The sequence below is a fragment of the Microbacterium sp. SD291 genome (genome assembly GCF_017355365.1).
Lineage (GTDB): Bacteria > Actinomycetota > Actinomycetes > Actinomycetales > Microbacteriaceae > Microbacterium.
Genome location: NZ_JADIJR010000015.1, coordinates 58,789 through 81,123 on the forward strand (window position 1 = coordinate 58,789; position 22,335 = coordinate 81,123).

General features: G+C 69.7%; 24 protein-coding genes and 1 pseudogene. 9 read left to right on the plus strand and 16 right to left on the minus strand.

The window, feature by feature from the left end; translation table 11 throughout:
* Window position 1: 1 nt before the first annotated feature.
* From IPV10_RS10220 to IPV10_RS10250, 7 genes and pseudogenes are all read right to left on the minus strand, one after another.
* Complete coding sequence (locus tag IPV10_RS10220; protein ID WP_207483414.1) at window positions 2-598, minus strand: TetR/AcrR family transcriptional regulator; 597 nt, start codon at window positions 596-598, stop codon at window positions 2-4.
* Window positions 599-707: 109 nt separating this feature from the next.
* Window positions 708-1,004: pseudogene (locus IPV10_RS10225) on the minus strand (integrase core domain-containing protein); the annotation flags it as partial.
* A gap of 5 nt (window positions 1,005-1,009) precedes the next feature.
* Window positions 1,010-1,369 (minus strand): CrcB family protein, encoded by a 360-nt coding sequence (locus tag IPV10_RS10230; RefSeq protein ID WP_207483416.1) that lies wholly within the window; start codon window positions 1,367-1,369, stop codon window positions 1,010-1,012.
* Entirely contained in the window at window positions 1,366-1,755 is a 390-nt protein-coding gene (locus IPV10_RS10235; protein ID WP_207483418.1) for a CrcB family protein, read from the minus strand. The genes IPV10_RS10230 and IPV10_RS10235 overlap by 4 nt, the downstream gene beginning before the upstream one ends.
* 40 nt (window positions 1,756-1,795) lie before the next feature.
* Window positions 1,796-2,593 carry a nitroreductase family protein gene (locus IPV10_RS10240; RefSeq protein ID WP_207483420.1) on the minus strand — a complete coding sequence of 266 codons (798 nt, stop codon included), beginning with the start codon at window positions 2,591-2,593 and terminating at the stop codon, window positions 1,796-1,798.
* 4 nt (window positions 2,594-2,597) lie between these two features.
* On the minus strand, window positions 2,598-2,828 hold the full coding sequence (locus IPV10_RS10245) for a hypothetical protein (protein WP_207483463.1): 231 nt from the start codon (window positions 2,826-2,828) through the stop codon (window positions 2,598-2,600).
* 22 nt (window positions 2,829-2,850) lie between these two features.
* Window positions 2,851-3,648, minus strand: coding sequence for a MerR family transcriptional regulator (locus IPV10_RS10250; RefSeq protein WP_207483422.1), 798 nt, complete (start codon window positions 3,646-3,648; stop codon window positions 2,851-2,853).
* Window positions 3,649-3,804: 156 nt separating this feature from the next.
* On the opposite strand from IPV10_RS10250, the gene IPV10_RS10255 reads away from it, so the two are divergent.
* From IPV10_RS10255 to IPV10_RS10265, 3 genes are all read left to right on the plus strand, one after another.
* Window positions 3,805-6,279: a glycogen/starch/alpha-glucan phosphorylase gene (locus tag IPV10_RS10255; RefSeq protein ID WP_207483424.1), complete on the plus strand. Its 2,475-nt coding sequence runs from the start codon at window positions 3,805-3,807 to the stop codon at window positions 6,277-6,279.
* A gap of 109 nt (window positions 6,280-6,388) precedes the next feature.
* Window positions 6,389-7,228, plus strand: a complete 840-nt coding sequence (locus tag IPV10_RS10260; RefSeq protein WP_207483426.1) for a DUF4097 family beta strand repeat-containing protein — start codon at window positions 6,389-6,391, stop codon at window positions 7,226-7,228.
* On the plus strand, window positions 7,225-7,854 hold the full coding sequence (locus IPV10_RS10265) for a PadR family transcriptional regulator (RefSeq protein ID WP_207483428.1): 630 nt from the start codon (window positions 7,225-7,227) through the stop codon (window positions 7,852-7,854). Before IPV10_RS10260 ends, IPV10_RS10265 begins: the two co-directional genes overlap by 4 nt.
* 62 nt (window positions 7,855-7,916) lie before the next feature.
* Here the strand turns inward: IPV10_RS10265 and IPV10_RS10270 are convergent, their stop codons facing one another.
* The gene (locus IPV10_RS10270) at window positions 7,917-8,459 is read right to left on the minus strand and encodes a universal stress protein (RefSeq protein WP_207483430.1); all 543 of its coding nucleotides are present in this window, start codon (window positions 8,457-8,459) and stop codon (window positions 7,917-7,919) included.
* Between the two features lie 148 nt (window positions 8,460-8,607).
* Here IPV10_RS10270 and IPV10_RS10275 point away from each other — a divergent pair, with 148 nt between their 5' ends.
* Window positions 8,608-8,796, plus strand: coding sequence for a DUF3073 domain-containing protein (locus IPV10_RS10275; protein WP_207483459.1), 189 nt, complete (start codon window positions 8,608-8,610; stop codon window positions 8,794-8,796).
* A 173-nt stretch (window positions 8,797-8,969) separates the two neighbouring features.
* Here the strand turns inward: IPV10_RS10275 and IPV10_RS10280 are convergent, their stop codons facing one another.
* The 3 genes from IPV10_RS10280 to purM are packed head-to-tail and all read right to left on the minus strand — an operon-like array spanning window position 8,970 to window position 12,873.
* Window positions 8,970-10,295: a CynX/NimT family MFS transporter gene (locus tag IPV10_RS10280; RefSeq protein WP_207483432.1), complete on the minus strand. Its 1,326-nt coding sequence runs from the start codon at window positions 10,293-10,295 to the stop codon at window positions 8,970-8,972.
* Complete coding sequence (gene purF / locus IPV10_RS10285) at window positions 10,268-11,740, minus strand: amidophosphoribosyltransferase (RefSeq protein ID WP_207483434.1); 1,473 nt, start codon at window positions 11,738-11,740, stop codon at window positions 10,268-10,270. Before purF ends, IPV10_RS10280 begins: the two co-directional genes overlap by 28 nt.
* A 23-nt stretch (window positions 11,741-11,763) precedes the next feature.
* The gene (gene purM / locus IPV10_RS10290) at window positions 11,764-12,873 is read right to left on the minus strand and encodes a phosphoribosylformylglycinamidine cyclo-ligase (RefSeq protein ID WP_207483436.1); all 1,110 of its coding nucleotides are present in this window, start codon (window positions 12,871-12,873) and stop codon (window positions 11,764-11,766) included.
* Between the two features lie 125 nt (window positions 12,874-12,998).
* Here purM and IPV10_RS10295 point away from each other — a divergent pair, with 125 nt between their 5' ends.
* Window positions 12,999-13,604 carry a zinc-binding alcohol dehydrogenase gene (locus IPV10_RS10295; RefSeq protein ID WP_207483438.1) on the plus strand — a complete coding sequence of 202 codons (606 nt, stop codon included), beginning with the start codon at window positions 12,999-13,001 and terminating at the stop codon, window positions 13,602-13,604.
* Here IPV10_RS10295 and IPV10_RS10300 read toward each other — a convergent pair whose 3' ends face one another.
* Window positions 13,605-13,919 carry a potassium transporter Trk gene (locus IPV10_RS10300; protein WP_207483440.1) on the minus strand — a complete coding sequence of 105 codons (315 nt, stop codon included), beginning with the start codon at window positions 13,917-13,919 and terminating at the stop codon, window positions 13,605-13,607.
* A 41-nt stretch (window positions 13,920-13,960) separates the two neighbouring features.
* Window positions 13,961-14,332, minus strand: a complete 372-nt coding sequence (locus IPV10_RS10305) for a sterol carrier family protein (protein ID WP_207483442.1) — start codon at window positions 14,330-14,332, stop codon at window positions 13,961-13,963.
* Window positions 14,333-14,390: 58 nt separating this feature from the next.
* Between IPV10_RS10305 and IPV10_RS10310 the strand changes: the two genes are divergently transcribed.
* Window positions 14,391-15,071, plus strand: a complete 681-nt coding sequence (locus IPV10_RS10310) for a CoA pyrophosphatase (RefSeq protein ID WP_207483444.1) — start codon at window positions 14,391-14,393, stop codon at window positions 15,069-15,071.
* Window positions 15,072-15,349: 278 nt separating this feature from the next.
* Window positions 15,350-16,627 (plus strand): phosphoribosylamine--glycine ligase, encoded by a 1,278-nt coding sequence (gene purD, locus IPV10_RS10315; protein WP_207483446.1) that lies wholly within the window; start codon window positions 15,350-15,352, stop codon window positions 16,625-16,627.
* 198 nt (window positions 16,628-16,825) lie between these two features.
* On the opposite strand, the gene IPV10_RS10320 is transcribed toward purD, so the two are convergent.
* From IPV10_RS10320 to IPV10_RS10330, 3 genes are all read right to left on the minus strand, one after another.
* The gene (locus IPV10_RS10320) at window positions 16,826-17,356 is read right to left on the minus strand and encodes a GNAT family N-acetyltransferase (RefSeq protein WP_207483448.1); all 531 of its coding nucleotides are present in this window, start codon (window positions 17,354-17,356) and stop codon (window positions 16,826-16,828) included.
* Window positions 17,357-17,415: 59 nt separating this feature from the next.
* Window positions 17,416-18,942: an MFS transporter gene (locus tag IPV10_RS10325; protein WP_307861101.1), complete on the minus strand. Its 1,527-nt coding sequence runs from the start codon at window positions 18,940-18,942 to the stop codon at window positions 17,416-17,418.
* 67 nt (window positions 18,943-19,009) lie between these two features.
* Complete coding sequence (locus tag IPV10_RS10330; RefSeq protein ID WP_207483450.1) at window positions 19,010-19,558, minus strand: GNAT family N-acetyltransferase; 549 nt, start codon at window positions 19,556-19,558, stop codon at window positions 19,010-19,012.
* Window positions 19,559-19,700: 142 nt separating this feature from the next.
* Between IPV10_RS10330 and IPV10_RS10335 the strand changes: the two genes are divergently transcribed.
* Together IPV10_RS10335 and IPV10_RS10340 are read left to right on the plus strand one after the other, a co-directional pair.
* Window positions 19,701-21,056 carry a hypothetical protein gene (locus IPV10_RS10335; RefSeq protein ID WP_207483453.1) on the plus strand — a complete coding sequence of 452 codons (1,356 nt, stop codon included), beginning with the start codon at window positions 19,701-19,703 and terminating at the stop codon, window positions 21,054-21,056.
* A 7-nt stretch (window positions 21,057-21,063) separates the two neighbouring features.
* Window positions 21,064-21,927 carry a phosphoribosylaminoimidazolesuccinocarboxamide synthase gene (locus IPV10_RS10340; RefSeq protein ID WP_207483455.1) on the plus strand — a complete coding sequence of 288 codons (864 nt, stop codon included), beginning with the start codon at window positions 21,064-21,066 and terminating at the stop codon, window positions 21,925-21,927.
* The last annotated feature ends 408 nt before the right edge of the window (window positions 21,928-22,335 follow it).

Genomic DNA, 22,335 nt, shown 5'->3' on the forward strand with positions numbered 1-22,335 from the left:
CTCAGTCGGTGCGGCGGGAGTGCGGTGCGGATGCTGCGGGGGCGGACTCCGGCGTGAGGATGCCGGTGAGCGCGTCGCGGATGAGGCTCTCGGCGAGCGGCTCGTCGTGAATCTGCGCGTGCCAGAGTACGCCGTCGATGAAGACGGCAGCCGCCCTGGCACGGTCGCGCCCGTGGACGGGGGCGATGAAGCCGACGACCTCGTCGGACCAGTGCCTCGCCAGTTCGCGAACACGCGGGTCGTGCACGGCCGCGGTCACCACCGCGCGATCGGCCTGGACGGCGCGGGCGTCTTCGAGGCTCCGGTGGATCAGGCTCGCGAGCCCCGCCGGCGTGACTCCGTCGGCGATCACGGCCTGGCGGGTGATCTCGATGCGCGTCTCGACCTCGTCGGCGAGCGACCGGAGCGCGGCGTCGCGGAGGTCGTCGAGCGTGGCGAAGTACTGGGTGGTCGCCCCGAGGGGGACACCGGCACGGGCCGCGACCTTGCGGTGGGTGATCGCGTCGACGCCGATCTCGACGATGAGCTCGGAGGCGGCGATCACGATCTCGCGGCGGCGCGCCTCAGGGTCGCGTCGCCTGCGCGTGCGCTCCGTCATCCCCACCCCCAGTACGTCTGTACATGTACATTTGTACAGTTTCGCGGTGGGAGGACGCTGGGAGCCGAAACGGCATCCAAGACCGTCGGGTTCTAGTTGTACCCGGCCATCAGGTTGGTAACAGGCGGCTGATCGGCGGGTGGCCTCCGAGTGCGCTGTGGCGACGTTCATTGCTGTAGTGCTCGAGCCAGGGCGCAAGGGCTGCGGTCCGTTCAGTGTTGTTAGTGAAGGTTTGGCGGTAGGCCCACTCGGTCGCCAGGGTCCGGTTCAGTCGTTCGACCTTGCCGTTCTGCCAAGGACAGTGGGGCTTGATGAAGATCTGCCGGACCCCGTGCTCGGCGCACACGGCACGTAGCGACCAGCGGTAGGCCCAGGCGTTGTCGGTCATCAACCGCTCGATCCGGGCGCGATTCAGAGCAGGGAGCCGAGCGCGAGACCGAGGCCCGCTGCGGCCAGGCTGAGAACCAGCATCCCCACCGCGTTGAAGGCGGATGCCGGCCGCTCGCCGTCGCGCCAGAGCGCGACCGTGTCGAGCATCGCCGTGCTGAACGTCGTGTAGCCGCCGAGGAGCCCGGCGCCGAGCAGCAGCGCCTGGTCGGGCAGCGCCGTGGTGACGACCCCGAGGGCGAAGGATCCCGAGAGGTTCACGAGCAGGATCCCCCACGGGAAGCGGCGGCCGGCGAGCTTCGCGATGCCGAGGTCCGCGAGGTAGCGCAGCGCGGCCCCGACGCCTCCGGCGAGCGCGGTGCCGACGAAGAGCAGCGGCGTCATGAGGCGGCTCCGGCCGGGGTGCGGGTGCCCCGCGGGCGGCCGATGCGCAACCCGACGGCAGCCGCGACGAGTCCGAGCACTAGGCTGCCCGCGGCGTAGGCGAAGGCGAGGAGCGGAGCATCCGTCCACAGCGCGATCGTTCCGGTCATGAACGCGCTGTACGTCGTGAAGCCGCCGAGCATCCCGGTGCCGAGGAACACCCTCAGCCCGGTCGTGCCGGGCAGGCGCGCGGCGAGGACGCCGATCAGCAGCGAGCCGAGCACGTTCACCAGCAGCGTGGCGATCGGGAAGCCGCCGGCATCCGGAATCCAGACCCCGATCGCGAGCCGAGCCGCCGTGCCGATCGCGCCGCCCGCGAAGACGAGCAGCAGGAGGCGGAGGGTCACGCCGCCACTCTAGCCGCGTACGCGTCGCCCGCTCCCCGCATCATGGCAGGTCGTCCCAGCCGCGCTGGGGCTCGCCGCAGTTCTCGCGGAACACGTACTGCGAGACGAGCTTGCGCTGGTGGCTCGACCAGTCGATGGCCGGCCGCCGCTGATCGGGCGGCAGGTAGCCGAGACGGTAGACGGCCATCAGTTCGAGGTCGTCTGGCACTCGCAGCAGCGCGACGATCTCCTCCCAGCGGCCGGGAACCTCCATCGGGAACGAGATGAGCTGGATGCCCATGCCGAGCTCGACGGTGGTGAGCCAGACGTTCTCCATCGCCGCGCCCATGCTGAACACCGAGTAGAACGACGAAAGCTGCCCCGGTCGGTACTCGCGGCGATCGAGCATCACGGCGAGGAGCAGCGGGGAGCCGGCGACCAGCTTGTGGTTCTCCTCGCCCAGGGTCTTCGGCACGCCGAACGTGTTCATCAGCGTCTGACCGCGCTTGGTGAACACCTGGCTCGTGAAGGGCCGCAGCGCCGCGGGGAGCCTGTCGAACAGCATCCCGCTGCGCTTCTCCTCCATCTCGGCCTGGCTGAAGCGGAAGTACGGCTTGTACCGCTCGAAGAAGGTGCCGTTCGACATCGCCTCGGTCATGCTCACGCCCGAGATGCGTGCGATCCGGTCGATCGTGTCGCGGCTCTCGATGACGACGAACCGCCACGGCTGGCTGTTCAGCTGCGAGGGAGCGCGCCCCGCGGCCTCGAGCAGGATCCGCTGATGCTCCTCCGACACCGGATCGGGCAGGAACGGCCCGTTCGTGGTCTTGCGGCGGCGGATGGCGTCGAGCAGCTCCATGCAGTCACTTCCGGTCGGTGGCCAGATATGCGCAGACGAGGCCCGCGACGATGAACGGGGCCGCGGCGAGCGCGATGAGCGGATGCCGCCGGCCACGGGTGCCCACGTACGGAATGGCGGCGATCGGCGCGGCAGCCGGTGCGATGGCGAGAGCCGCACGGCGGCTCTCGCGCCTCGGTCGCCCCCACAGGAACGAGGAGAACGCGGCGGTGCGTCGGCTGCGGCGTAGGGCCATGCGATGACCCTACGCCGTGCCCCTACAGGTTCGCTTCCGCGTACACGCGGAGCGCGTCGCGGACGAACTCCGCGCCCTGGGTGCCACCCGCCGAGGTGGCGTAGTTCGCGCCGAAGCGCGGGTCGGCGACGTACATCTCGCCGAGTCCGAGCACGTACGCCTTGACGTCTCCGCCCGGCACCGCGGCCGGGGTGCCCGGAATGCCCGTGAGCCACTCCACGTGGCGCCGCGCGACGTCCTGAGCATCGGCGGATGCCGGGTCGATGCCGCTCTCCGCGGCGGCGATCCAGTCGCGCCCGAGGTCGGACACGCGCTGCTGCCACTCGGAGCGCTCGGCATCCGTCATCCCCCGCCACCAGCGGTCGCTGTCGGCGTAGGCCTTCTTGCCCCAGCGCTCCTCGACCTCCTCCCGGTACCGGGTGTGGTCGAAGCCGTCGAACATGTTCTCTGCCATGAGTTCTTCACCTCCTCTCAATGCGTTGATGGTGGATTCGACCGACGCGATCTGCCGCGCCAGCCTGGCCTGCTCCTCGCGCAGCAGCGCGAGGTGGGTCTCGAGAGCCGATCCCGTATCCTGCTGGGCCCCTGAGCCTGTCGAAGGGTCGAGCACCTCGCCGATCTGCGGAAGTCCGAGACCGAGTTCGCGCAGCAGCAGGATCCGCTGCAGCCGCACGAGCGCGTGCTCGTCGTAGTGCCGGTAGCCGTTGTGCGCGATGCGCGTCGGCGGCAGCAGTCCGATGTCGTCGTAGTGACGCAGCGTTCTGCTTGTGGTGCCGGCAAGCCGGGCGATCTCCTGGATCGACCAGTCACGACGGTCCATGACGCCTCCTTCCGTTCTCGGTTGCTTCCACCGTAGAAGTTGACGTTGCGTCAATGTCAAGCGGAGGCCGCCCGGAGTTCGCCGCGGGACCTGCGAGCAACCTCGCGGCAACATCTGCGCTATCCATCCGAAACCCGGAGTCGCTACGGTCGAAGCGTGACCGCCACGCATCCCCTCGCCCTCGCCCCCGTGACCGCTCCGCCGCGCACCGCCGACGCGTTCGCCGCGCAGTTCCTGCACAACCTCAACTTCGACAGGGGCGTCGCCCTGTCGGCATCCAGTGCGAACGATCGCTACCTGGCGCTCGCGCACACCGTACGCGACCACCTGATGGCGCAATGGCTGGAGGACCTGAGGCACCAGAAGCAGACGCAGGCGAAGTCCGTCTGCTACCTCTCCGCCGAGTACCTGCTCGGCAGGCAGCTCGATAACAACCTCCTCGCCGGCGGTCTCGCAGAAGTCGCCGCGGAGGCCCTCTCCGCGTGCGGGGTCGACCTCGACGAGCTGCGAGCGCATGAGGTCGAGCCCGGTCTCGGCAACGGCGGGCTCGGCCGCCTCGCGGCCTGCTTCATCGACTCGCTCGCGACCCTCGGCGCGCCCAGCATCGGTTACGGCATCCGCTACGAGTACGGGATCTTCCGGCAGACGTTCGTCGACGGCCAGCAGGTGGAGCAGCCGGATGCCTGGCTGTCGCTCGGCTCGCCGTGGGAGGTCGCGCGCCCCGAGGAGGCGCAGACCATCGCGTTCGGCGGTCACACCGAGACCTTCGACGAGCAGGGGGTCTCACGCACCCGGTGGATCCCCGCCTGGACGGTGCAGGCGGTGCCGTACAACCTCATGGTCCCGGGATTCCAGAACGGCCGCGTGAACACCCTGCGCCTGTGGAGCGCGAAGGCCACGAACGCCTTCGACCTCCGGATCTTCAACTCCGGCGACTACGAGGAGGCCGTGCGCGCGCAGACCTTCGCCGAGAACATCTCGAAGGTGCTGTACCCCGAGGACTCCACCCCGCAGGGCAAGGAGCTGCGCCTCCAGCAGCAGTACTTCTTCGTCGCGGCATCCATCCACGACTTCCTCGGCACCATGCTCTCCGAGGACTACGACCTGTCGAACCTGCCCGCGCGCGTGATCTTCCAGCTGAACGACACGCACCCGGTGATCGCGGTGCCCGAGCTCATGCGCGTGCTCGTCGACGAGAAGGGGATGCCGTGGGATGCCGCGTGGGCGATCACGCGGCAGTGCTTCGCGTACACGTGTCACACGCTGCTCCCCGAGGCTCTCGAGGTCTGGCCGGTCGAGCTGCTCGGCCGGCTCCTGCCCCGCCATCTGGAGATCATCTACCGGATCAACGAGGAGTTCCTCGCCGAGGTGCGCGAGCGCTACGGCGACGACGAGATGCGCATCCGCAACATGTCGATCATCGTCGAGCATCCGGTCCGCTCCGTGCGGATGGCGTACCTCGCGACGGTCGCCGGCGCCAAGGTGAACGGCGTGGCCGAGCTGCACTCCCAGCTGCTGCGCGACAAGGTGCTGACGGACTTCGACGACTTCTACCCGGAGAAGTTCACCAACGTCACCAACGGCGTCACCCCCCGGCGCTTCCTGCGTCTCGCCAACCCCGAGCTCTCCGATCTCATCACCGAGGCGATCGGAGACGGCTGGGTCACGGATCTCGCGCGCCTGCGGGAGCTCGAGCCGCTCGCGGAGGACGCGGGTTTCCGCGCCGCATTCGGCGAGGTGAAGGCGGCGAACAAGCGTCGCCTGAACGACGTGCTGCGTGAGCGCGACGGCCTCGAAGTCGGTGACGGGCACATGCTCGACGTGATGGTGAAGCGCCTGCACGAGTACAAGCGCCAGATGCTCAAGGTGCTGCACATCGTGTCGACCTACGAGGGCGTGGTCTCGGGGCGGATCGCGGCATCCGACGTCCAGCCCCGCACCGCGATCTTCGGCGCCAAGGCCGCGCCTGGCTACGCGATGGCGAAGCGCATCATCCACCTGATCAACGCCGTCGGCTCGGTCGTCAACGCGGATCCCCGGCTCGAAGGGCGCCTGAAAGTCGTCTTCCCGCCGAACTACAACGTGACGCTCGCCGAGCGGGTGATCCCCGCCGCCGACCTGTCGGAGCAGATCTCGCTCGCCGGCAAGGAGGCGTCCGGCACCGGCAACATGAAGTTCGCGCTGAACGGGGCGCTCACGATCGGCACGGACGACGGCGCGAACGTCGAGATCCGCGAGCTCGTCGGCGACGAGAACTTCTTCCTGTTCGGGATGAGCGAGCCCGAGGCCGAGGCGCTCACAGTGAGCGGCTACCGGCCGAGCGAGTACTACCAGGCGGACGCAGGGCTGCGCGCCGCCGTCGACCTGATCGCGTCCGGCGCGTTCTCCGGCGGCGACCGCTCGGTGTTCGAGCCGGTGGTGTCGAACCTGCTCTACGAGGACAGGTTCATGGTGCTCGCCGACTACGCCCCGTACATCGCCGCACAGGAGCGGGTGGATGCCGTATACGCCGATCACGACGCCTGGACGCGATCCGCGATCCTCAACGTCGCCCGCACCGGGTTCTTCTCGTCGGACCGCTCGATCCGCGACTACATCGACCGGATCTGGCACACGCCGCCGCTGGACTGACCTGGCAGGTTGCCGAGAGCCGGTCCCAGAGGTTGACAAAGTCGAGATATATCGTGTTACAGTGCTCAAACACGATATATCGTGATCCCTCAACCCAGGAGAAGCAGACATGACCGAGAAGTGGCTCATCGCCCCCGGCGAGGAACGCGTGATCGACATCGAGAACGTCAGCAGGCTGAAGATCGGCCTCGTCGGCGGACAGGTCGACGTGATCGCGCACGACGAGCCGGGCATCCGCATCGAGGTGCACGGCGTCACCATCAAGGACCTCCGCGTCGAATCGAACGACGGCGAGGTCGAGATCGACCACCCGCAGCTCGGCTGGGACAACTTCCTCGAGGTGTTCCGCAACTTCGGCTCGGGCGGCCCCAAGGCCGAGGTGAGCGTGGCAGTCCCCCGCTCGATCGCCCTGAACCTCGGCGTGGTGAGCGCAGGGGCGCTGGTCTCCGGCATCCGCAACGACGCCCGGCTGAACACGGTCTCCGGCGACATCATCGTCGACACCCTGATCGGCGATCTGACGGTCAACACGGTGTCGGGCGACGTGCAGGTGCGCGGGCTCACCGGATCGATCAACGCGAACAGCGTCTCCGGCGACATCGCCGTGACCGGCACCGTGCGCAAGGCCACGGTCGACATCGTCTCCGGCGCGACGCTGGTGGATGCCGCGGGCGACGTGAACACGATCACCGTGAACTCCGTGTCGGGCGGCACCACGGTGCGCCTGGATGAGTCGCTCGCCGCGAACTACGTGGTGCGCTCGCTGAGCGGGCGGCTGCTGATCGACGGCGTCGAGCGCAGCTCGTCGGGCCCGAGCAACTACTCGGGTTCGTCCGGTGAGCTCGCCGGCCGCTTCGTCGACCTTCGGGCCAACTCCGTCTCCGGCGGGGTCACCGTGCTCCGCCGCGCGCCGCAGACCATCACGAACGATGCGGAGTGGGAAGCATGAGCCCCGCCGTCTTCTCCCACGGCGACCTGCGGCTGTACCTGCTGTCGCTGCTCGCCGAGGCGCCGCAGCACGGCTACGGCATCATCCAGGCGCTCACCGACCGCACCGGCGGCACCTACACCCCGAGCGCCGGCACGATCTACCCGCGCCTCGCGAAGCTCGAGGAGGAGGGGATGGTGACCAAGACCGTCGACGGCCGCACCACGATCTACGCGATCACGGATGCCGGACGCGCCGAGCTCGCGTCGCGCGAGGGCGACCTGGCCGGGATCGAGGCCGGGCTCACCGATTCGGTCCGGCTGATCGCGAACGAGGTGCGGCAGAGCGTGAAGGAGGCGATGAAGAGCCTTCGGGCCGACCTCGCCAGCGCCGAGAAGGACGAGCGCCAGGCGTCGAAGAGCCGCCCGCGCACGCCCGTCGACGACGAGCGCATCATCAGCCGCGAGGAGATGCACCGAGCGGATGCCGCGATCAACGCGTTCCGCGCACGCGTGCGCACAGACCTGCGCACGCACGTCGCCAGAGGCGGGCTGCTTCCGGCATCCGTCGTCAACGACCTCGACGACGCACTGGATGCCGCGGCCCGCGGGGTCACCGCGGCGCTCGCCTCGCTCAACGGGCGCTGAGCCCTCGGCATCCGCTCTGTCCCCCGCTCACGAGGGTGGCGGAGCGGATGCCGGCGGCCCGACTACTCCGTCCAGATCTCCTTCTGGTCGTCCGGGACGGGCTCGCCGAGCGGCACGACGAGGATGGAGCGGTGCTGGCGGTGCGCGAGGCGGGCGGCGACCGAACCGGTGAAGAACTCCCGGATCGACTCGCCGATGCCGCGCTTGCGCGTGCCGACGACGATCAGCTGGGCATCGAGCTTGTTCGCGAGCTGCTTGATCGCGAGGGCAGGGTCGCCGACGAGCTGCCGGGCGGTCCAGGTGAGTCCCGTTCCGTCGAGCGCGGCCGCGGCGGCGGCCTGCACCGCCTCGAACTCGGCGGCGCCGGCCTCGAAGTTGATGTCGATCGGCGCGGAGTGCACGTAGCCGTCCGGATCCTCGTAGGTGACGAAGCGGGTGACGTCGACGTGCGCGACGACGAGCGGGACTCCGAGCAGCCGCGCATAGCGCATGGCCTCGTCCAGCACGTGCGGCGCCTGGTCGGGCTGCATCCCGACGATGACCGCCTTCTGCAGGGCCGCGTTCTGGGCGGACTCCTCGGACGGAGTGGAGGTGCTGTCGGTCATGAGATCGCTCCAATCGCCAGCCTGGCATCAGCCAGAGGGTCTTTCCCGCATGCTATTCTGAATGCTACTCTTACCGGCCGCGAGCCGGTGTCGTGAATGCATCGGGCCCTTGGTTGCCCGCAGCTTAACTCGTGAGGGGGTCTCGCGCATGGGCCGTGGCCGTCAAAAGGCGAAACACACCAAAATCGCCCGCGAACTCAAGTCGTTCAGTCCGTCTGTGAACTATTCGGCTCTGGAACGCGAGCTCGGGCATCCGAGCGACTCGGAACCCGAGTACGTCGACAAGTGGGCGGATGAATACGCCGACGAAGACGAGGACGAATTGGAAAAGGCTTAGCCGCTTTCCGCTCGTCGTCACCCCCGTGCGTCGCACGGGGGTTTCGTCGTGCCGATGCCGCTCTCTCCCGGGCTGATGTGGCGGGACCGGCGTGCCATCGACGAGGTTCCGCGACGAGCCACACCAGGAAGGCGGCCGGCGACCCGCAGGCGCCGATCTGAGCAGGCCGCGTCTCACCAGCGCCCGTGCCGGCGCTCCCACTCCTCTTCGACCGTGCTGCGGCGGCCGGCGATGTACCCCGCGGGGATCGATGCCACCAGCACGGCGGCGAGGACCAGCAGCGGGACCTGCCATGCTCCGGTCACGTCGTGCAGGAATCCGATCAGCAGCGGGAACACCGCGGCGAGCGCGTAGCCGAAGCTCTGCACGAAGCCGCTCAGCGCGACGGCGCTCTCGGGGGTGCGCGCGCGGATGCTCAGCAGCACGAGACTCAGCGGGAACAGCAGCGCGCACAGCCCGAAGACGCCCACCCACAGCGGAAGTGCCGCGGTCGGGGCGATCAGGAGGCCGGTGAGGCCGGCGAGACCGCAGGCGACCCCGACGAAGTACAGCGGCCTGGTCGCCTGGAAGCGCACGACGAGCACCGGCACGACGAGAGATGCGGGCAGCCCCACCAGCGCGAACAGCGACAGCAGCAGACCGGCGCCGGCAGGGGTGACCCCGCCGATGTCGACGAGCATGGTCGGCATCCAGGCGAAGGAGACGTAGGCCATCGTGGACGAGGTGCCGAACACCGCGGCGATCGCCCATGCGAGCGGTATGCGCCGGAGCCTGCCGAAGATCCTCGGATTCGCGGGCGACGTCGTGATCGGCCCCGTCGCGATCGAGGCCGCGTCCTGGCGCCCGTCGTCTTCAGGCGCAGGCTCCCGCAGGACGGGCGGCGTCTCGGGTACGGAGGCGCTCCGGCCGGTGACGATGAGGGTGATCCACGGCACGAGAGCGATCGCGGCGAACACCCCCCAGAGACCGAGCGACACCCGCCAGCCGAGCGAGTCGGCGACCGGGACGGCGACCATCGGCGGCAGGAAGGTCGACACCGCCATCGTCGTCGAGTAGACCGTCATCATCAGGCCGAGCCGGTCGGGGAAGTACTTCTTGACCAGCGGCGGCAGCAGCACGTTGCCCGAGCCGACCCCCGCGAAGACCACCACGGTGGCCGCGAACAGCGTCGACGAGTCGACGGCGAAGCCGCGCAGCAGGAGCCCGGCCGTCATCAGCGAGATCGCGATGACGGCGACGCGCTCGAGCCCGTACCGTCGCTCCACGAGCGGCGTGAGCAGGCCGAACAACGCGAAGCACACCGGCGGGGCTGCGCCGATGAGTCCGACCACGGCGGGCGAGACGGGGAAGTCGACCGCGACGTGGTCGATCACCGGGGACAGCGACGCGACCGCCGAGCGCAGCGAGAAGGCGACCAGCACGATGCCGAGCAGGGCGAGCGCCCGCCCCTGCCAGAGCGGCCGGCCCTTGGTCACGAGGTCTGCGACCCCTCCACCCATGCCAGGTACTCGTCGGTCACGGTGCCGGTGACGTAGCGGCCGTCGAAGCAGCTCATGTCGAGCTCGGTGAGCGCGGACCCCTCGGTGATCGCGGCCTTGAGGTCTTCGACCTCCTGGTAGACGAGGTGGTCGCAGCCGAGCTCCTCGGCGATCTCCGGGATCGTCCTGTCGTGCGCGATCAGCTCGTGACGCGACGGCATGTTGATGCCGTAGACGTGCGGATGCCGTACGGGCGGCGCCGCCGAGGCGAAGGTCACCGACTTCGCGCCGGCATCCCTCGCCATCTGGATGATCTGCTTCGAGGTCGTGCCGCGCACGATCGAGTCGTCGATGAGCAGCACGTTCTTGCCGCGGAACTCGGCGGACATCGCGTTCAGCTTCTGTCGCACGCTCTTCTTGCGGACCGCCTGCCCGGGCATGATGAAGGTGCGGCCGACGTAGCGGTTCTTGTAGAAGCCCTCGCGGTACTCGATGCCGAGCTTGCGGGCGACCTCCATCGCGGCGGGCCGTGAGGAGTCGGGGATCGGCATGACCACGTCGATCTCGTCCATGGGCACGTGCTTCGCGATCGTGTCGGCGAGACGGTCGCCCATGCGCAGGCGCGACTCGTAGACCGAGATGCCGTTCATGATCGAGTCGGGACGGGCGAGGTAGACGTACTCGAACGCGCACGGTGCGAGCGTCGGGTTCGCGGCGCACTGCCGGCTGTGCAGCTCGCCGTCGCTCGTGATGAAGACGGCTTCGCCCGGCTCGACCTCGCGGATCACCTCGTAGTCGGCGTTCTCCAGCACGAGAGACTCGCTCGCGACGACCCACTCGTCGCGGCCCTCGGCTCCTGGGACGGTCGAGGAGCGGCGGCCGAGGATGAGGGGGCGGATGCCGAACGGGTCGCGGAACGCCAGCAGGCCGTAGCCGGCGATCACGGCGATCACGGCGTACGCGCCCTCGATGCGCTCGTGCGTGCGGGCGACGGCCTCGAACACGCGCTCGGGATCGAGGTCGACCGCGGAGGTCGTGGTCTGCAGCTCGCCGGCGAGGACGTTCAGCAGCAGCTCGGTGTCGCTGGACGAGTTCAGGTGGCGGCGGTCGCGCTTGGCCATCTCGGCGGTCAGCTCACGCGTGTTGGTGAGGTTGCCGTTGTGGATGAGGATGATGCCGTACGGCGCGTTCACGTAGAACGGCTGCATCTCCTCCTCACTGGAGGCGGTGCCCTTGGTGGCGTAGCGGACGTGACCGAGGCCCACGTTGCCGAGCAGCGAGCGCATGTCGCGGGTGCGGAACGCCTCGCGCACCATCCCCTGCGCCTTCGCGTTGTGCATGACGCCGTTCGTCTCCGCCGTCGCGATGCCCGTGGCGTCCTGGCCGCGGTGCTGCAGCAGAAGGAGAGCGTCGTAGATGTCCTGGTTGACCGGGGCCGTTCCGACCATTCCGACGATGCCGCACATGGGTTGTCTGTGTATCCGTTTCTTCAGTGAGACGAGTAGGCGCCCACGAGGCGCACCGCTCCGCCGTCGACGCCCTTGGCGCCCTGTTCGAACTCTCCGGCCGGACGTGCGCCGAAGCCCACCGTCCCGACCTGCCATGCAGGCATGCCCTCCGCCTCGAGGGCGGCGATCGCGGCGTCCTTCTTGTCTGCGGCGATCACCGCGAGGAAGCCGATGCCGAGGTTCCAGGTGCCCTCCGCGGACTCCAGCGTGGAGCCGGCGATGTCGCTGAGCACGCGGAAGACGGGGCTCGGCGACCAGGAGCTGCGGTCGACCTCCGCCCAGCTGCCCTGCGGGAGCACACGCGCGAGGTTCGCCGCGATGCCGCCGCCGGTGACGTGGCTGAGCGAGTGGACGCCGCCGCGGAGGGTGTCGATCAGGCGCAGCAGCGGGAGCGTGTAGAGGCGGGTCGGCTCGAGCAGCGCCTCGCCCCACGTGGTGCCGAAGTCGGCGGCGTTGTCGCCGTAGCCGATGCCGGCGTTGGTGACGATGTGCCGGACGAGCGAGTAGCCGTTGGAGTGCAGGCCGCTGGAGGCGATGGCGAGCACGACGTCGCCGTCCTGCACGCGCTCGGCGCCGAGGATCGCGTCGGCCTCGACCACGCCGGTCGCAGCCCCCGCGACGTCGTAGTCGCGCGCGCCGAGGAGCCCGGGGTGCTCGGCCGTCTCGCCGCCGACGAGGGCGGTGCCGGTGGCGGAGCACGCCTCGGCGATGCCGCGCACGATGTCGGCGATGCGCTGCGGGAACACCTTGCCGCACGCGATGTAGTCGGTCATGAAGAGCGGCTTCGCGCCCACGACGACGATGTCATCGACGACCATGCCGACCAGGTCCTGGCCGATCGTGTCGTGCTTGTCGATCGCCTGCGCGATGGCGACCTTCGTGCCGACGCCGTCGGTGCTGCTGGCGAGCAGCGGTCGACGGTAGCCGAGCAGCGCGCTGGCGTCGAACAGGCCGGCGAATCCGCCGACACCGCCCAGCACTTCAGGGCCGTGCGTCGCGCGCACGGAAGACTTCATCAGCTCGACGGCGAGATCACCTGCAGCGGTGTCGACGCCGGCTTCGGAATAGGGATTGGTGGGGGAGGCAGCCACATCTCGATCCTACCGTCCGGGCGACCCGGGTTTCCCCGCGCGGCTTCGCCCCTCCCGACCCGGTCGGCGCGCGCCGGTGAATCGGCGAGCACCCCCTCGGGCCGCCGATCTCATACGATGGGGCCATGTCCGACAAGCCGCAGTGGCTGATCCGAGAAGACGCGAGCGTGCCGGTGCTCCTCGCGCTCGCTCTGCGGCAGTCGCTCGGCATCCGCGTGCCGGAGGACCTGCCGAGCCTGCGGGACCTGCCGGTGCGGGCGCCGGATGCGGCGGAGGCGTCGCAGGCCCTCGAATCCCAGTGGCTGGACTACTGGGACATGACCGTCGAGCCGCGCGCGCACCCGTCCGAGGTCCCGCTCGAGCTCGTCGACGGCTTCGACACCCTCGTCGCGCTGCCGTCGAAGGGCGCGGAGGAGCTGGCGAGCGCGATCGTCCCGCACGCGGCATCCGGTCTTCGCTATGCGCATGCCGCCCACGACCGCTACGTCTCCTCCATGAAGAGCCACACCGGCGGCGATGCCTACCGTGCGTACGCGAGTGCGATCGCCGAGTTCGAGCGCGAGATCGGGCGCCGGGCGCACTCGTTCGAACTGAACGTGCAGGTGCTGCCGTTCACGCAGCGGGGGGTGTGGTGGATCGGTGCGCTCACGGTCGCCGTGACCGACGGGCTGCGGCGGGACATCGTGGCGTTCGACGCCGCGATCCGGCCGATCATCGCCGAACTGGCGTGATCAGTCGCCCTCGACGACGGTCTCGCGATCCACACGCACGACGCGGTCGTGCCTACGCGCGGCGCGCTCCATGATCAGGCCTGCGACGCCGCCGAGGGCGAGGCCGATCGGCACCGTCCACAGCAGCAGGAACCCGAAGACCTGCTCGGGCGGGTAGACCACGTCGAGGGTCTGGGACTCCTCGTAGCTGCCGACCATCGTGAGGATGCCGGCCGCGATGATGCCGAGCACGACTCCGACACCCATGAGCACGCCGTAGCGCGGCACGCGGCGAACGGTCGCCTCGACCGTCTGGTGGGAATCGGTGTGAGCCATGAATCCATTGTCCCACCGTTGCTCGCCGGCGGCATCCGTATTCAGGGCCGCAGCGGCAGGACGTCGGCCAGGTCGGCGCGGATGCCGGAGGCGAGCACGCGACCGGATGCCGCGGCATCCGCCCAGGCCTCACCACCCGTGGCGACGGCGATCCAGGTCGCCGGGTCCATCTCGACCACGTTCGGCGGGGTGCCGCGGGTGTGCCGCGGGCCCTGGATCACCTGCACCGCGCCGAACGGCGGCACCCTGACCTCGACACTGTTCCCCGGCGCCTTCTCGTCGAGCAGCTGGAGCAGGTAGCGCACCGCGGTGGCGAGGTCGATGCGCATGGGCTTGGAGCCTGCGGCATCCGCTGCGCGCACCGACTCGAGTGCCGCACGTCCGTCGGCGATGTCGATCTTCCTCGGAGCCATGCATTCAGGGTAGGCGCCCCTCGCCCCGGGCGCGCCTGGCGGGCATAGGCTCGGGCTGATGACTTCGAACGCCGAGACGCTGCAGGGGGCGCGAGCCGAGCTGCTCGCCGCAGCGCCGGCGAGCGCGGAGTGGCCGAAGCGCTTCGTGCCGCTCGTCGGCCGTGCGCATCCCGCGGCGGTGCTCGTGCTGTTCGGGCGGCTCGACACCATCCCGGCCCGCGCGGACGACTCGACCGTCGCCGCCGATCTCGACGTGCTGCTCCAGCGCCGCGCGGCGACGCTCTCGTCGCACCCCGGGCAGGTGTCGTTCCCGGGCGGACGCCGGGAGGACGACGACGCCGATGCGGCCGCGACCGCGCTCCGTGAGGCGGAGGAGGAGACCGGACTCGATCCGGACGGGGTCGAGGTGCTGGCGACGCTGTCGGAGCTGCCGGTCGCCCCGAGCAACTATCTGGTGACCCCGGTGCTCGGCTGGTGGCACTCCCCGTCGCGCGTCGTCGCGATCGACCATGCCGAGACCGTCGACGTGTTCCGGGTGCCGGTCGCCCAGCTGCTCGATCCGGACATCCGCTTCACGTCCACGATCTCCCGGATGGGCCGCACCTGGCGCGGTCCCGCCTTCGACGTCGACGGCACGATCGTGTGGGGCTTCACCGCCATGGTGCTCGACGCCCTGTTCGACGCGACCGGATGGACGATCCCGTGGGATCCGTCGGTCGAGCGGCCGATCGAGCTCTGACCGGCCCCGTCCTGACCGGCTCCGTCCTGACCGGCTCCGTCCCGACCTCTCCGTCATAACTCCGGAGATCCGGGCCGGTTCGCGCTGTGAACGGCCTGAACCGGCTCGTTCGCGGTCGGTTTTCCGGAGTTATGGCCCCGCGGCCTCGCGCATCCTCATCCACAACTCCTCAGGATCGCCGGATTCTGCCCCGAACACCCCGGTTTCGGCCAGCACGCACCGGATCCTGAGGAGTTATGAACCGAAACGCGGCGCACGAGCGTCGGTAGTCTGGAGGGGTGAAGATTCTCGTCCTCGGTTCCGGTGCCCGTGAGCACGCGATCATCCTCGCCCTGCGGGCCGAGCAGACGGAGCACGAGATCTTCGTCGCCCCCGGCAACGCGGGCATCGCGCAGGATGCCGCACCGGTCGCGGTCGATCCTCTCGACGGCGCCGCGGTCACCGCGTTCGCGAACGAGCACGCGATCGACCTCGTGGTGATCGGCCCCGAGGCGCCGCTCGTCGCCGGCGTCGCCGATGTGCTGCGCTCGCACGGGATCCCCGTGTTCGGGCCAGGTAAGGCCGCAGCGCAGCTCGAGGGATCGAAGTCGTTCGCGAAGCGGATCATGGACGCAGCGGGAGTTCCCACCGGTCGCGCGGTCCGTGCGGCGACGGTCGCCGAGGTCGAGGCCGCGTTCGACGAGCTGGGCGCTCCGCACGTCGTGAAGGCCGACGGCCTCGCCGCGGGCAAGGGCGTCATCGTCACCTCCGACCGCGCCGAGGCGCTCGCGCACGCCGAGCACTACCTGCCGCAGGGGCCGATCCTGGTCGAGGAGTTCCTCTCCGGCCCCGAGGTCTCGCTGTTCTTCCTCAGCGACGGCGACAGCGTGCGTGCGCTCAGCCCCGCGCAGGACTTCAAACGCGCGCTCGACGGCGACGAGGGCCCCAACACGGGCGGCATGGGCGCCTACTCGCCGCTGCCGTGGCTCGCCGAGCAGTTCGGCAGCGAGCAGGCGTTCGTCGAGGAGGTCACCCGCGACGTCGCGCTTCCCGTGATCCGCCAGCTCGACTCCGAGGGCACGCCGTTCATCGGACTCCTGTACGCGGGACTCATCCTGACCCCGGCCGGCGTCCGCGTGATCGAGTTCAACGCCCGCTTCGGCGACCCCGAGACGCAGATCGTGCTGCCGCGCCTGGTCACCCCGCTGTCGCAGCTGCTGTTCGCCGCGGCATCCGGCACTCTGGAGGACCAGCCGGTTCCTGTGTTCAGCGACGACGTCGCCATCACGGTCGTGCTCGCCAGCGAGGGGTATCCGGATGCTCCGCAGACGGGCCGTCCGATCGAGGGGCTCGAAGAGGCCGCAGCCGTCGAGGGCGTGCGCCTCGTGCACGCCGCGACCGCGTCGCCGGATGCCCCCGGCGGCTCGCCGATCGCGACCGGTGGTCGCGTGCTCAACGTCGTCGCCGTGGCATCCGACTTCCGCACCGCCCGCGACCGCGCCTACGAGGCGATCGGCCGCATCCGCCTGGACGGCTCGCACTACCGCACCGACATCGCCGCCCGCGTCGCGGAGTAGGCGGCCGCACGATCAGGGCTCGGCCCCATCCGGCCGTGCACAACGGCGGATGCCGGGTTCGACTCGCCGGCATCGACTCTCGATCCGTCGGCGCGTCGCTCACGATCTCTGAAGCTGTGCACCGGCGACGGGTCGTCGCACCCGGCCGGACGAGACGCGGCCCGGCCGGGTCCGGCTGGACCGTCGGAACGGCCCCCTCTACAGCGCGACCCAGTACCGGCGCAGCAGCGCGTGCCCGCGTTCCGTCTGGTCGCTGATGTCCTGAAGCACGCCGCCGGCGCCCTCGATCGTGCGCGCCGAGCCGATGTTGTCGTCGTCGCACGTGATCAGCACGCGGTCGAGGCCGATCTCGCGGGCGCGGTCGAGAGCCAGGGCCAGCGCAGCCGACGCGCAGCCCTGCCGCCGCCGGGAGGCGCGGACCGCGTAGCCGATGTGTCCGCCGGCCTCGCGCAGCCATTCGTTCAGGTCGTGCCGGAAGGACAGGAAGCCGACCACCTCGCCGTCATCGACGATCCAGTAGAGGTCGTTGTGCACCGACCCCTCGGGAAGCTTCGCCGTCGTGTCGGAGAGCAGGTCCGACTTCTCGATGAGCGCGTCGAGCGTCGCACGATCAGGGGTCACCGGAGCGTTCAGACCCGAACCGTCGATGTGGTCGTCGCCGAATTCGGCGGCGGCCTCCGCCCAGCTTTCGAAGAGGTCGGTGGTGGGCCGGATGAGCTCGATCGTCATCGGTCGAGCACATCACACGGACGCCACGGCGACCAAACTCTCACCCGGCGACGGGTGCTTCACTCCGGGCGCGACGCGGCCGGGGTCGCAGCATCCGCCTTCTCGTACCGGCCGAGGAAGAGCGCCGCGACGAGCGCGACGGCCATGACGCAGGCGGGCAGCAGCATCGCCTGCGCCATGCCCGCCGAGAAGCCCTCGGCCACCTGCGGCGGAAGCGAGCCGCCGCCGATTCCGGCGGGAGCGTCTGCGAGACCCGGCAGGTTCGCCTCGAGTCGCGCCTGCATGAACGCGGCGATGGATGCCGAGCCGATGACGGATCCGATGGTCCGCGTCGTGTTGTAGATGCCGGCGCCCGCCCCTGCCTGACGCGGAGTGAGCCTGCGCGTGGCGGTCGTCGCGAGCGGCCCCCACATCCCGGCGTTGCCGATGCCCATGAGCGCGGACGGCAGCAGGAACATCCAGATCTCGGTGTCCATGTCGAGCATCGTCGCGTACCAGAGCAGCGAGCCCACGACGCAGAGCAGGCCCGGGATCAGGATGATCCGCGGATCGAGCCGGTCGAGCAGCTTCCCCGCGGGCGGGGCGAGCACGCCCGACAGCACTGCCATGGGGATCAGCAGCAGCGCGGCCTGCGTCGGCGTGAGCTCGCGGGCGATCTGCAGGAAGAACATCAGCGGGAGCGACATGCTGGTGACCGCGAAGCCGACGGCGGCGATCGCGACGTTGGCGCCCGAGAAGTTGCGGTCGCGGAACAGGTCGAGCGGCACGAGCGGCTCGCTGCGCGTCCGCGCCTGCTGCACGATGAACGCGGCGAGCACGATGATCCCGGCGATGATGAGACCCCACACGGAGATCGGCCCCCAGATCACGCCCCAGTCGAACTTCTCCCCCTCCTGCAGACCGAAGACGATGAGGAACAGCGCGACTGCGCTCAGCACGACGCCGAACACGTCGAAGCGGTGCGGATGCGTCTCGAGTCTGGGCACCAGCATCCACGCCAGCACGAATCCGATGACGCCCACGGGGAGGTTCACGAAGAAGATCCACTCCCAGCCGAGAGCGTCGACCAGGAGGCCGCCGACCAGCGGGCCGACGAGCGTCGCCATGCCGGCGGTCGCGCCCCACAGCCCCATCGCGGCTCCGCGCCGCTCTGGCGGGAACGTGCGGGTGATGACCGCCATGGTCTGCGGCGTCATGCAGGCGGCGCCGAGGCCCTGCACTGCGCGTGCGACGATCAGCCCCTCGAGGGTGGTCGAGAGTCCGCACCAGAGGGACGCGAGGGTGAAGATCGCGAGTCCGACGAGATAGATGTTCTTCGGCCCGAAGCGGTCACCGAGCCGGCCGGTGATCAGCAGCGGCACGGCGTAGGCGAGCAGGTAGGCGCTCGTCACCCACACGACGTTGTCGAGGTTGTTCGTCTCGGGGTCGAGCGCCGCCTTGATCGCCGGGTTCGCCACCGACACGATCGTGGTGTCGACCAGGATCATGAAGAATCCGATGACGAGCGCCCAGAGCGCGGGCCACGGGCTGGTCGGCCGGAGGAACGAGCCTGTGTTGCTGCTGACCGGGTCTCCGCTGGTGGGGATGCTGCTGCCGGGGGAAGTCACGGCGCAACGCTACACCGGGCCCGCGACACCAGGACGCGGATGCCGTTCACGCGAGTGCCGCCGCCAGCTGAGCGCCCGTGAGCGGGCGGTCGGCGTACACCAGGCGCGTCACGGACGGGTCCGGGTTTCCGGCATCCGGGGCCCTGTGCACGAGCTCGAACCCCAGCTTCTCCGCGACGTGCGCGGATGCGCGGTTGTGCTCGACGAGGAACGCGATCACGGGTCGCCCCGGGTCGATGCGTCTGGCCTCGGCGACCGCGGCCGTCGCGAGCTCCGTCGCGTAGCCGTTGCCGTGACGGTCGGCGGCGATGCGGTAGCCGACGTTCCACACCTCGCCTCGGAGCAGCGTGCATCCGCCGTTGCCGATCAGCTCGCCGGTGTCGCGCAGGCGCGCGGCCCAGGACCCGAGACCCGCGTCGGTCCAGCTGCGCTCCCACCGCTGCATCATCGCGATCGTGGTCTCGATCTCGGTGTGCCGCAGGCTCGGGAAGTGCCGCCAGACTCGGGGATCGTTCTGGATCGCGAAGACCTCGTCGAGATCGGCTGGCACCGGTCGGGACAGCCTCAGGCGCGTGGTGAGGAGGTCGGCGGTCATGCCTCCAGGCTATGCGCGGCGGCGGACACGGCGGGGCGGCCGTCCACAGGCTGCCGCGCCTTCGCCCGCCGGGATAGGGTCGGTGGCACGGTTCAGACGCGGGGGGCGGATGTTGCGACGGGATGCGGTCGGAGGCAGCGGGATGCGCGCTGTGCGTGCCCTCTCGGCGACCCTCGCCGTCGCCGTCATCTTCGCACTCACCGGGTGCGGCCCCGTCAATGCGGGCTCTGCGGCTGCGGATGCCTTCGAACAGGAGTACGCCGGCATGGACGGCGTCGCGTCGGTCGTGGCAGGCGGCTCTAACGACCTCCCCTTCACGGGCAGCGTCGACGCCACCGTGACCACTGATCCCGGACTATCCGACGCGCGGGTCGACGAGATCGCCTCCGATCTGTCGGAGTACATCGCTTCGCACTCCGGAATCGGCTGGGCCGTCGAGCTCACTGCAGATCGTGTGACCGCAGGCATCTCGCCCGACGACTCCTCGACTGCCGGGATGCTCTCGGCCGCGCGCGAGCTCGCAGCCCTGCCGCACGTGGAGTCGGCACGGGTCGGGGTGACGTACGACGAGCAGGCGGTTCTGGTCGAAGTCGACGCTCCTGAGGTGCTGGCCGAGGGTTACGCAGCCGCCGACGCGGTCGCCGAGCGATTGGGATTCGTCGAAGGCAGAACCAATTCGCGGGCTGTCCATGGGCCTGATGAGGCCTTCGTGGTCGACGACGAGTCGTGGGACGGCGAGACCACCGAGATCACGCTGCCGCTTCGCATCTACGAGGCCGCGCTCACCCGATTCGCACTCATCTCGGCGCGGATCACCCCCGATTCGATCATTCTGCGCGCCGCGCACGAAGAGGACGTCGCGCCGCTCGAGTCCTTCGTCGCCGCGATTCCGGCCGCGGGTCTCGAGATCGAGATCCAGGGCGGCAAGACGACGAGAGAAGCGGATGCGACGCCCGAAGCGGATGCCGTGGCATCCGCTCTTCGCGAGCATCCCGAGGTGAGCACGATCCATGCCTCGGGCGGACACGTGAGCGTGGTCCTTTCGTCGCACGCCGCCGCGGAGGAGGTCCTCGCCGCGGCGGAGGCCACGCCCGGCTTCCTGGCGCTCGACGGGTTCGGTCTGCGGGAGGGGACGCGGTTCCGTGCCGTCGACAGACCGGCCGACTTCGCAGCGACGCTCGAGATCGCACAGGCCGCGGCCGCTCTGACTGCAGTGACGGACGTCGACGCATCGCGCCTTGCCGACAAGGCCTCCCCTGAACTGCAGCTCCGGTTCGACAGCGCCGACGAGAGCGTGATCTCCGATCTCGCGGCGTCGTTGAAGCCGCACCTCGTGACCGGCGGCTGGCACGTGTGGTTCAACGCGGACGGGTTCGTCGAATCGTTCCACGCCGAGGACCGGATCGTCCTCGAACCGCAGGTGACGGGCGATCGCGACAAGGTCGAACAGGACTTCGCCGACATGCTGGTCCGAGTGTGGAACCAGGCCGCGGGATAATGGACGGGTGAGTGAACCACTGAGCATCCCCGGCTGGCGGCACGTGTACTCCGGCAAGGTCCGCGACCTCTACGCGTCCGAGGACGCGGAGGACACCCGCATCCTGGTGGTGGCATCCGATCGGGTGAGCGCTTTCGACTTCGTGCTCTCCCCCGGCATCCCCGAGAAGGGCTCCCTGCTCACCAGGCTCAGCCGCTGGTGGTTCGCTGAGCTTTCGGACGTGCCCAACCACCTTGCCGAGGGCGAGATCCCAGCGTCCGTCGCGGACCGTGCCATGCTCGCGCAGTCGCTCGAGATGCTGCCGATCGAGTGCGTCGTGCGCGGCTACATCACGGGCTCCGGGTGGGCCGAGTATCAGGAGAGCGGCACGGTGTGCGGCATCTCGCTGCCGGCCGGTCTGCAGAACGGCGATCGTCTTCCGGAGCCGCTGTTCACCCCGGCGTACAAAGCGCCGATGGGCGAGCACGACGAGAACATCACCTTCGAGCGGACGGTCGAGCTGGTCGGCGCCGAGCGCGCGGCCGAGCTGCGCGACGCGTCCCTGGCGCTGTACTCGCGTGCGGCCGGGATCGCCGAGGAGAAGGGCCTGATCCTCGCCGACACGAAGTTCGAGTTCGGGACGGATGCCGACGGCACCCTGCGCCTGGCCGACGAGGTGCTCACGAGCGACTCGTCGCGATACTGGGATGCCGAAGCCTGGAACACCGGTACGACGCCGAGCGAGCGGATGGCGAGCTTCGACAAGCAGATCGTCCGCGACTGGCTGGCGGCGAACTGGGACAAGCAGGGCGAGCCGCCCGCGCTTCCGGATGACATCGTCGAGCGCACTGCCGCACGATACCGCGAGCTGATCGAGCGCCTCGGGGCCTGAGCCCTTCCGGCCGACTCTGACCCGCGTGAGCGGGACGACCCGAGGCGCCCGAGGTGCGCGAGATCGTCGCTTTCTCTCCGGCGAGGCGGCAGGACCACGCACCCGAAATCTCCACGCGGGCGATGCCGGAACGAGGTGCGCACGACCGTCCCGTTCACACGTCAAGGCAGGACTCGACCCCGGCGGCGATTGCTGACAGCATGACCGCTCGACGTCGGCGGATGTCTTGGGCGGCGCGTTTCGTCTCGCTTCACGCACTCCGCACAGTTCCCTCAGCGGCGACCGGGCGGGCCGGTGGAGGCGAGGGCTTCGCCGAGTGTTGATCTGGGTGTGCGCCATTTCCGGTCGCGGTCCCACCAGGCAGGGCCCCGGATCTGCGGGATGCCGTCTGCCATGCGGATATCCCAT

What these genes read in the sequence shown, in the direction of transcription:
- IPV10_RS10220 (WP_207483414.1), bottom strand. Translation starts at nt 598, where the DNA reads ATGACGGAGCGCACGCGCAGGCGACGCGACCCTGAGGCGCGCCGCCGC.
- IPV10_RS10230 (WP_207483416.1), bottom strand. Translation starts at nt 1,369, where the DNA reads ATGACGCCGCTGCTCTTCGTCGGCACCGCGCTCGCCGGAGGCGTCGGG.
- IPV10_RS10240 (WP_207483420.1), bottom strand. Translation starts at nt 2,593, where the DNA reads ATGGAGCTGCTCGACGCCATCCGCCGCCGCAAGACCACGAACGGGCCG.
- IPV10_RS10245 (WP_207483463.1), bottom strand. Translation starts at nt 2,828, where the DNA reads ATGGCCCTACGCCGCAGCCGACGCACCGCCGCGTTCTCCTCGTTCCTG.
- IPV10_RS10250 (WP_207483422.1), bottom strand. Translation starts at nt 3,648, where the DNA reads ATGGACCGTCGTGACTGGTCGATCCAGGAGATCGCCCGGCTTGCCGGC.
- IPV10_RS10260 (WP_207483426.1), top strand. Translation starts at nt 6,389, where the DNA reads ATGACCGAGAAGTGGCTCATCGCCCCCGGCGAGGAACGCGTGATCGAC.
- IPV10_RS10265 (WP_207483428.1), top strand. Translation starts at nt 7,225, where the DNA reads ATGAGCCCCGCCGTCTTCTCCCACGGCGACCTGCGGCTGTACCTGCTG.
- IPV10_RS10270 (WP_207483430.1), bottom strand. Translation starts at nt 8,459, where the DNA reads ATGACCGACAGCACCTCCACTCCGTCCGAGGAGTCCGCCCAGAACGCG.
- IPV10_RS10275 (WP_207483459.1), top strand. Translation starts at nt 8,608, where the DNA reads ATGGGCCGTGGCCGTCAAAAGGCGAAACACACCAAAATCGCCCGCGAA.
- IPV10_RS10280 (WP_207483432.1), bottom strand. Translation starts at nt 10,295, where the DNA reads ATGGGTGGAGGGGTCGCAGACCTCGTGACCAAGGGCCGGCCGCTCTGG.
- purF (WP_207483434.1), bottom strand. Translation starts at nt 11,740, where the DNA reads ATGTGCGGCATCGTCGGAATGGTCGGAACGGCCCCGGTCAACCAGGAC.
- IPV10_RS10295 (WP_207483438.1), top strand. Translation starts at nt 12,999, where the DNA reads ATGTCCGACAAGCCGCAGTGGCTGATCCGAGAAGACGCGAGCGTGCCG.
- IPV10_RS10300 (WP_207483440.1), bottom strand. Translation starts at nt 13,919, where the DNA reads ATGGCTCACACCGATTCCCACCAGACGGTCGAGGCGACCGTTCGCCGC.
- IPV10_RS10305 (WP_207483442.1), bottom strand. Translation starts at nt 14,332, where the DNA reads ATGGCTCCGAGGAAGATCGACATCGCCGACGGACGTGCGGCACTCGAG.
- IPV10_RS10310 (WP_207483444.1), top strand. Translation starts at nt 14,391, where the DNA reads ATGACTTCGAACGCCGAGACGCTGCAGGGGGCGCGAGCCGAGCTGCTC.
- IPV10_RS10320 (WP_207483448.1), bottom strand. Translation starts at nt 17,356, where the DNA reads ATGACGATCGAGCTCATCCGGCCCACCACCGACCTCTTCGAAAGCTGG.
- IPV10_RS10330 (WP_207483450.1), bottom strand. Translation starts at nt 19,558, where the DNA reads ATGACCGCCGACCTCCTCACCACGCGCCTGAGGCTGTCCCGACCGGTG.
- IPV10_RS10335 (WP_207483453.1), top strand. Translation starts at nt 19,701, where the DNA reads ATGCGCGCTGTGCGTGCCCTCTCGGCGACCCTCGCCGTCGCCGTCATC.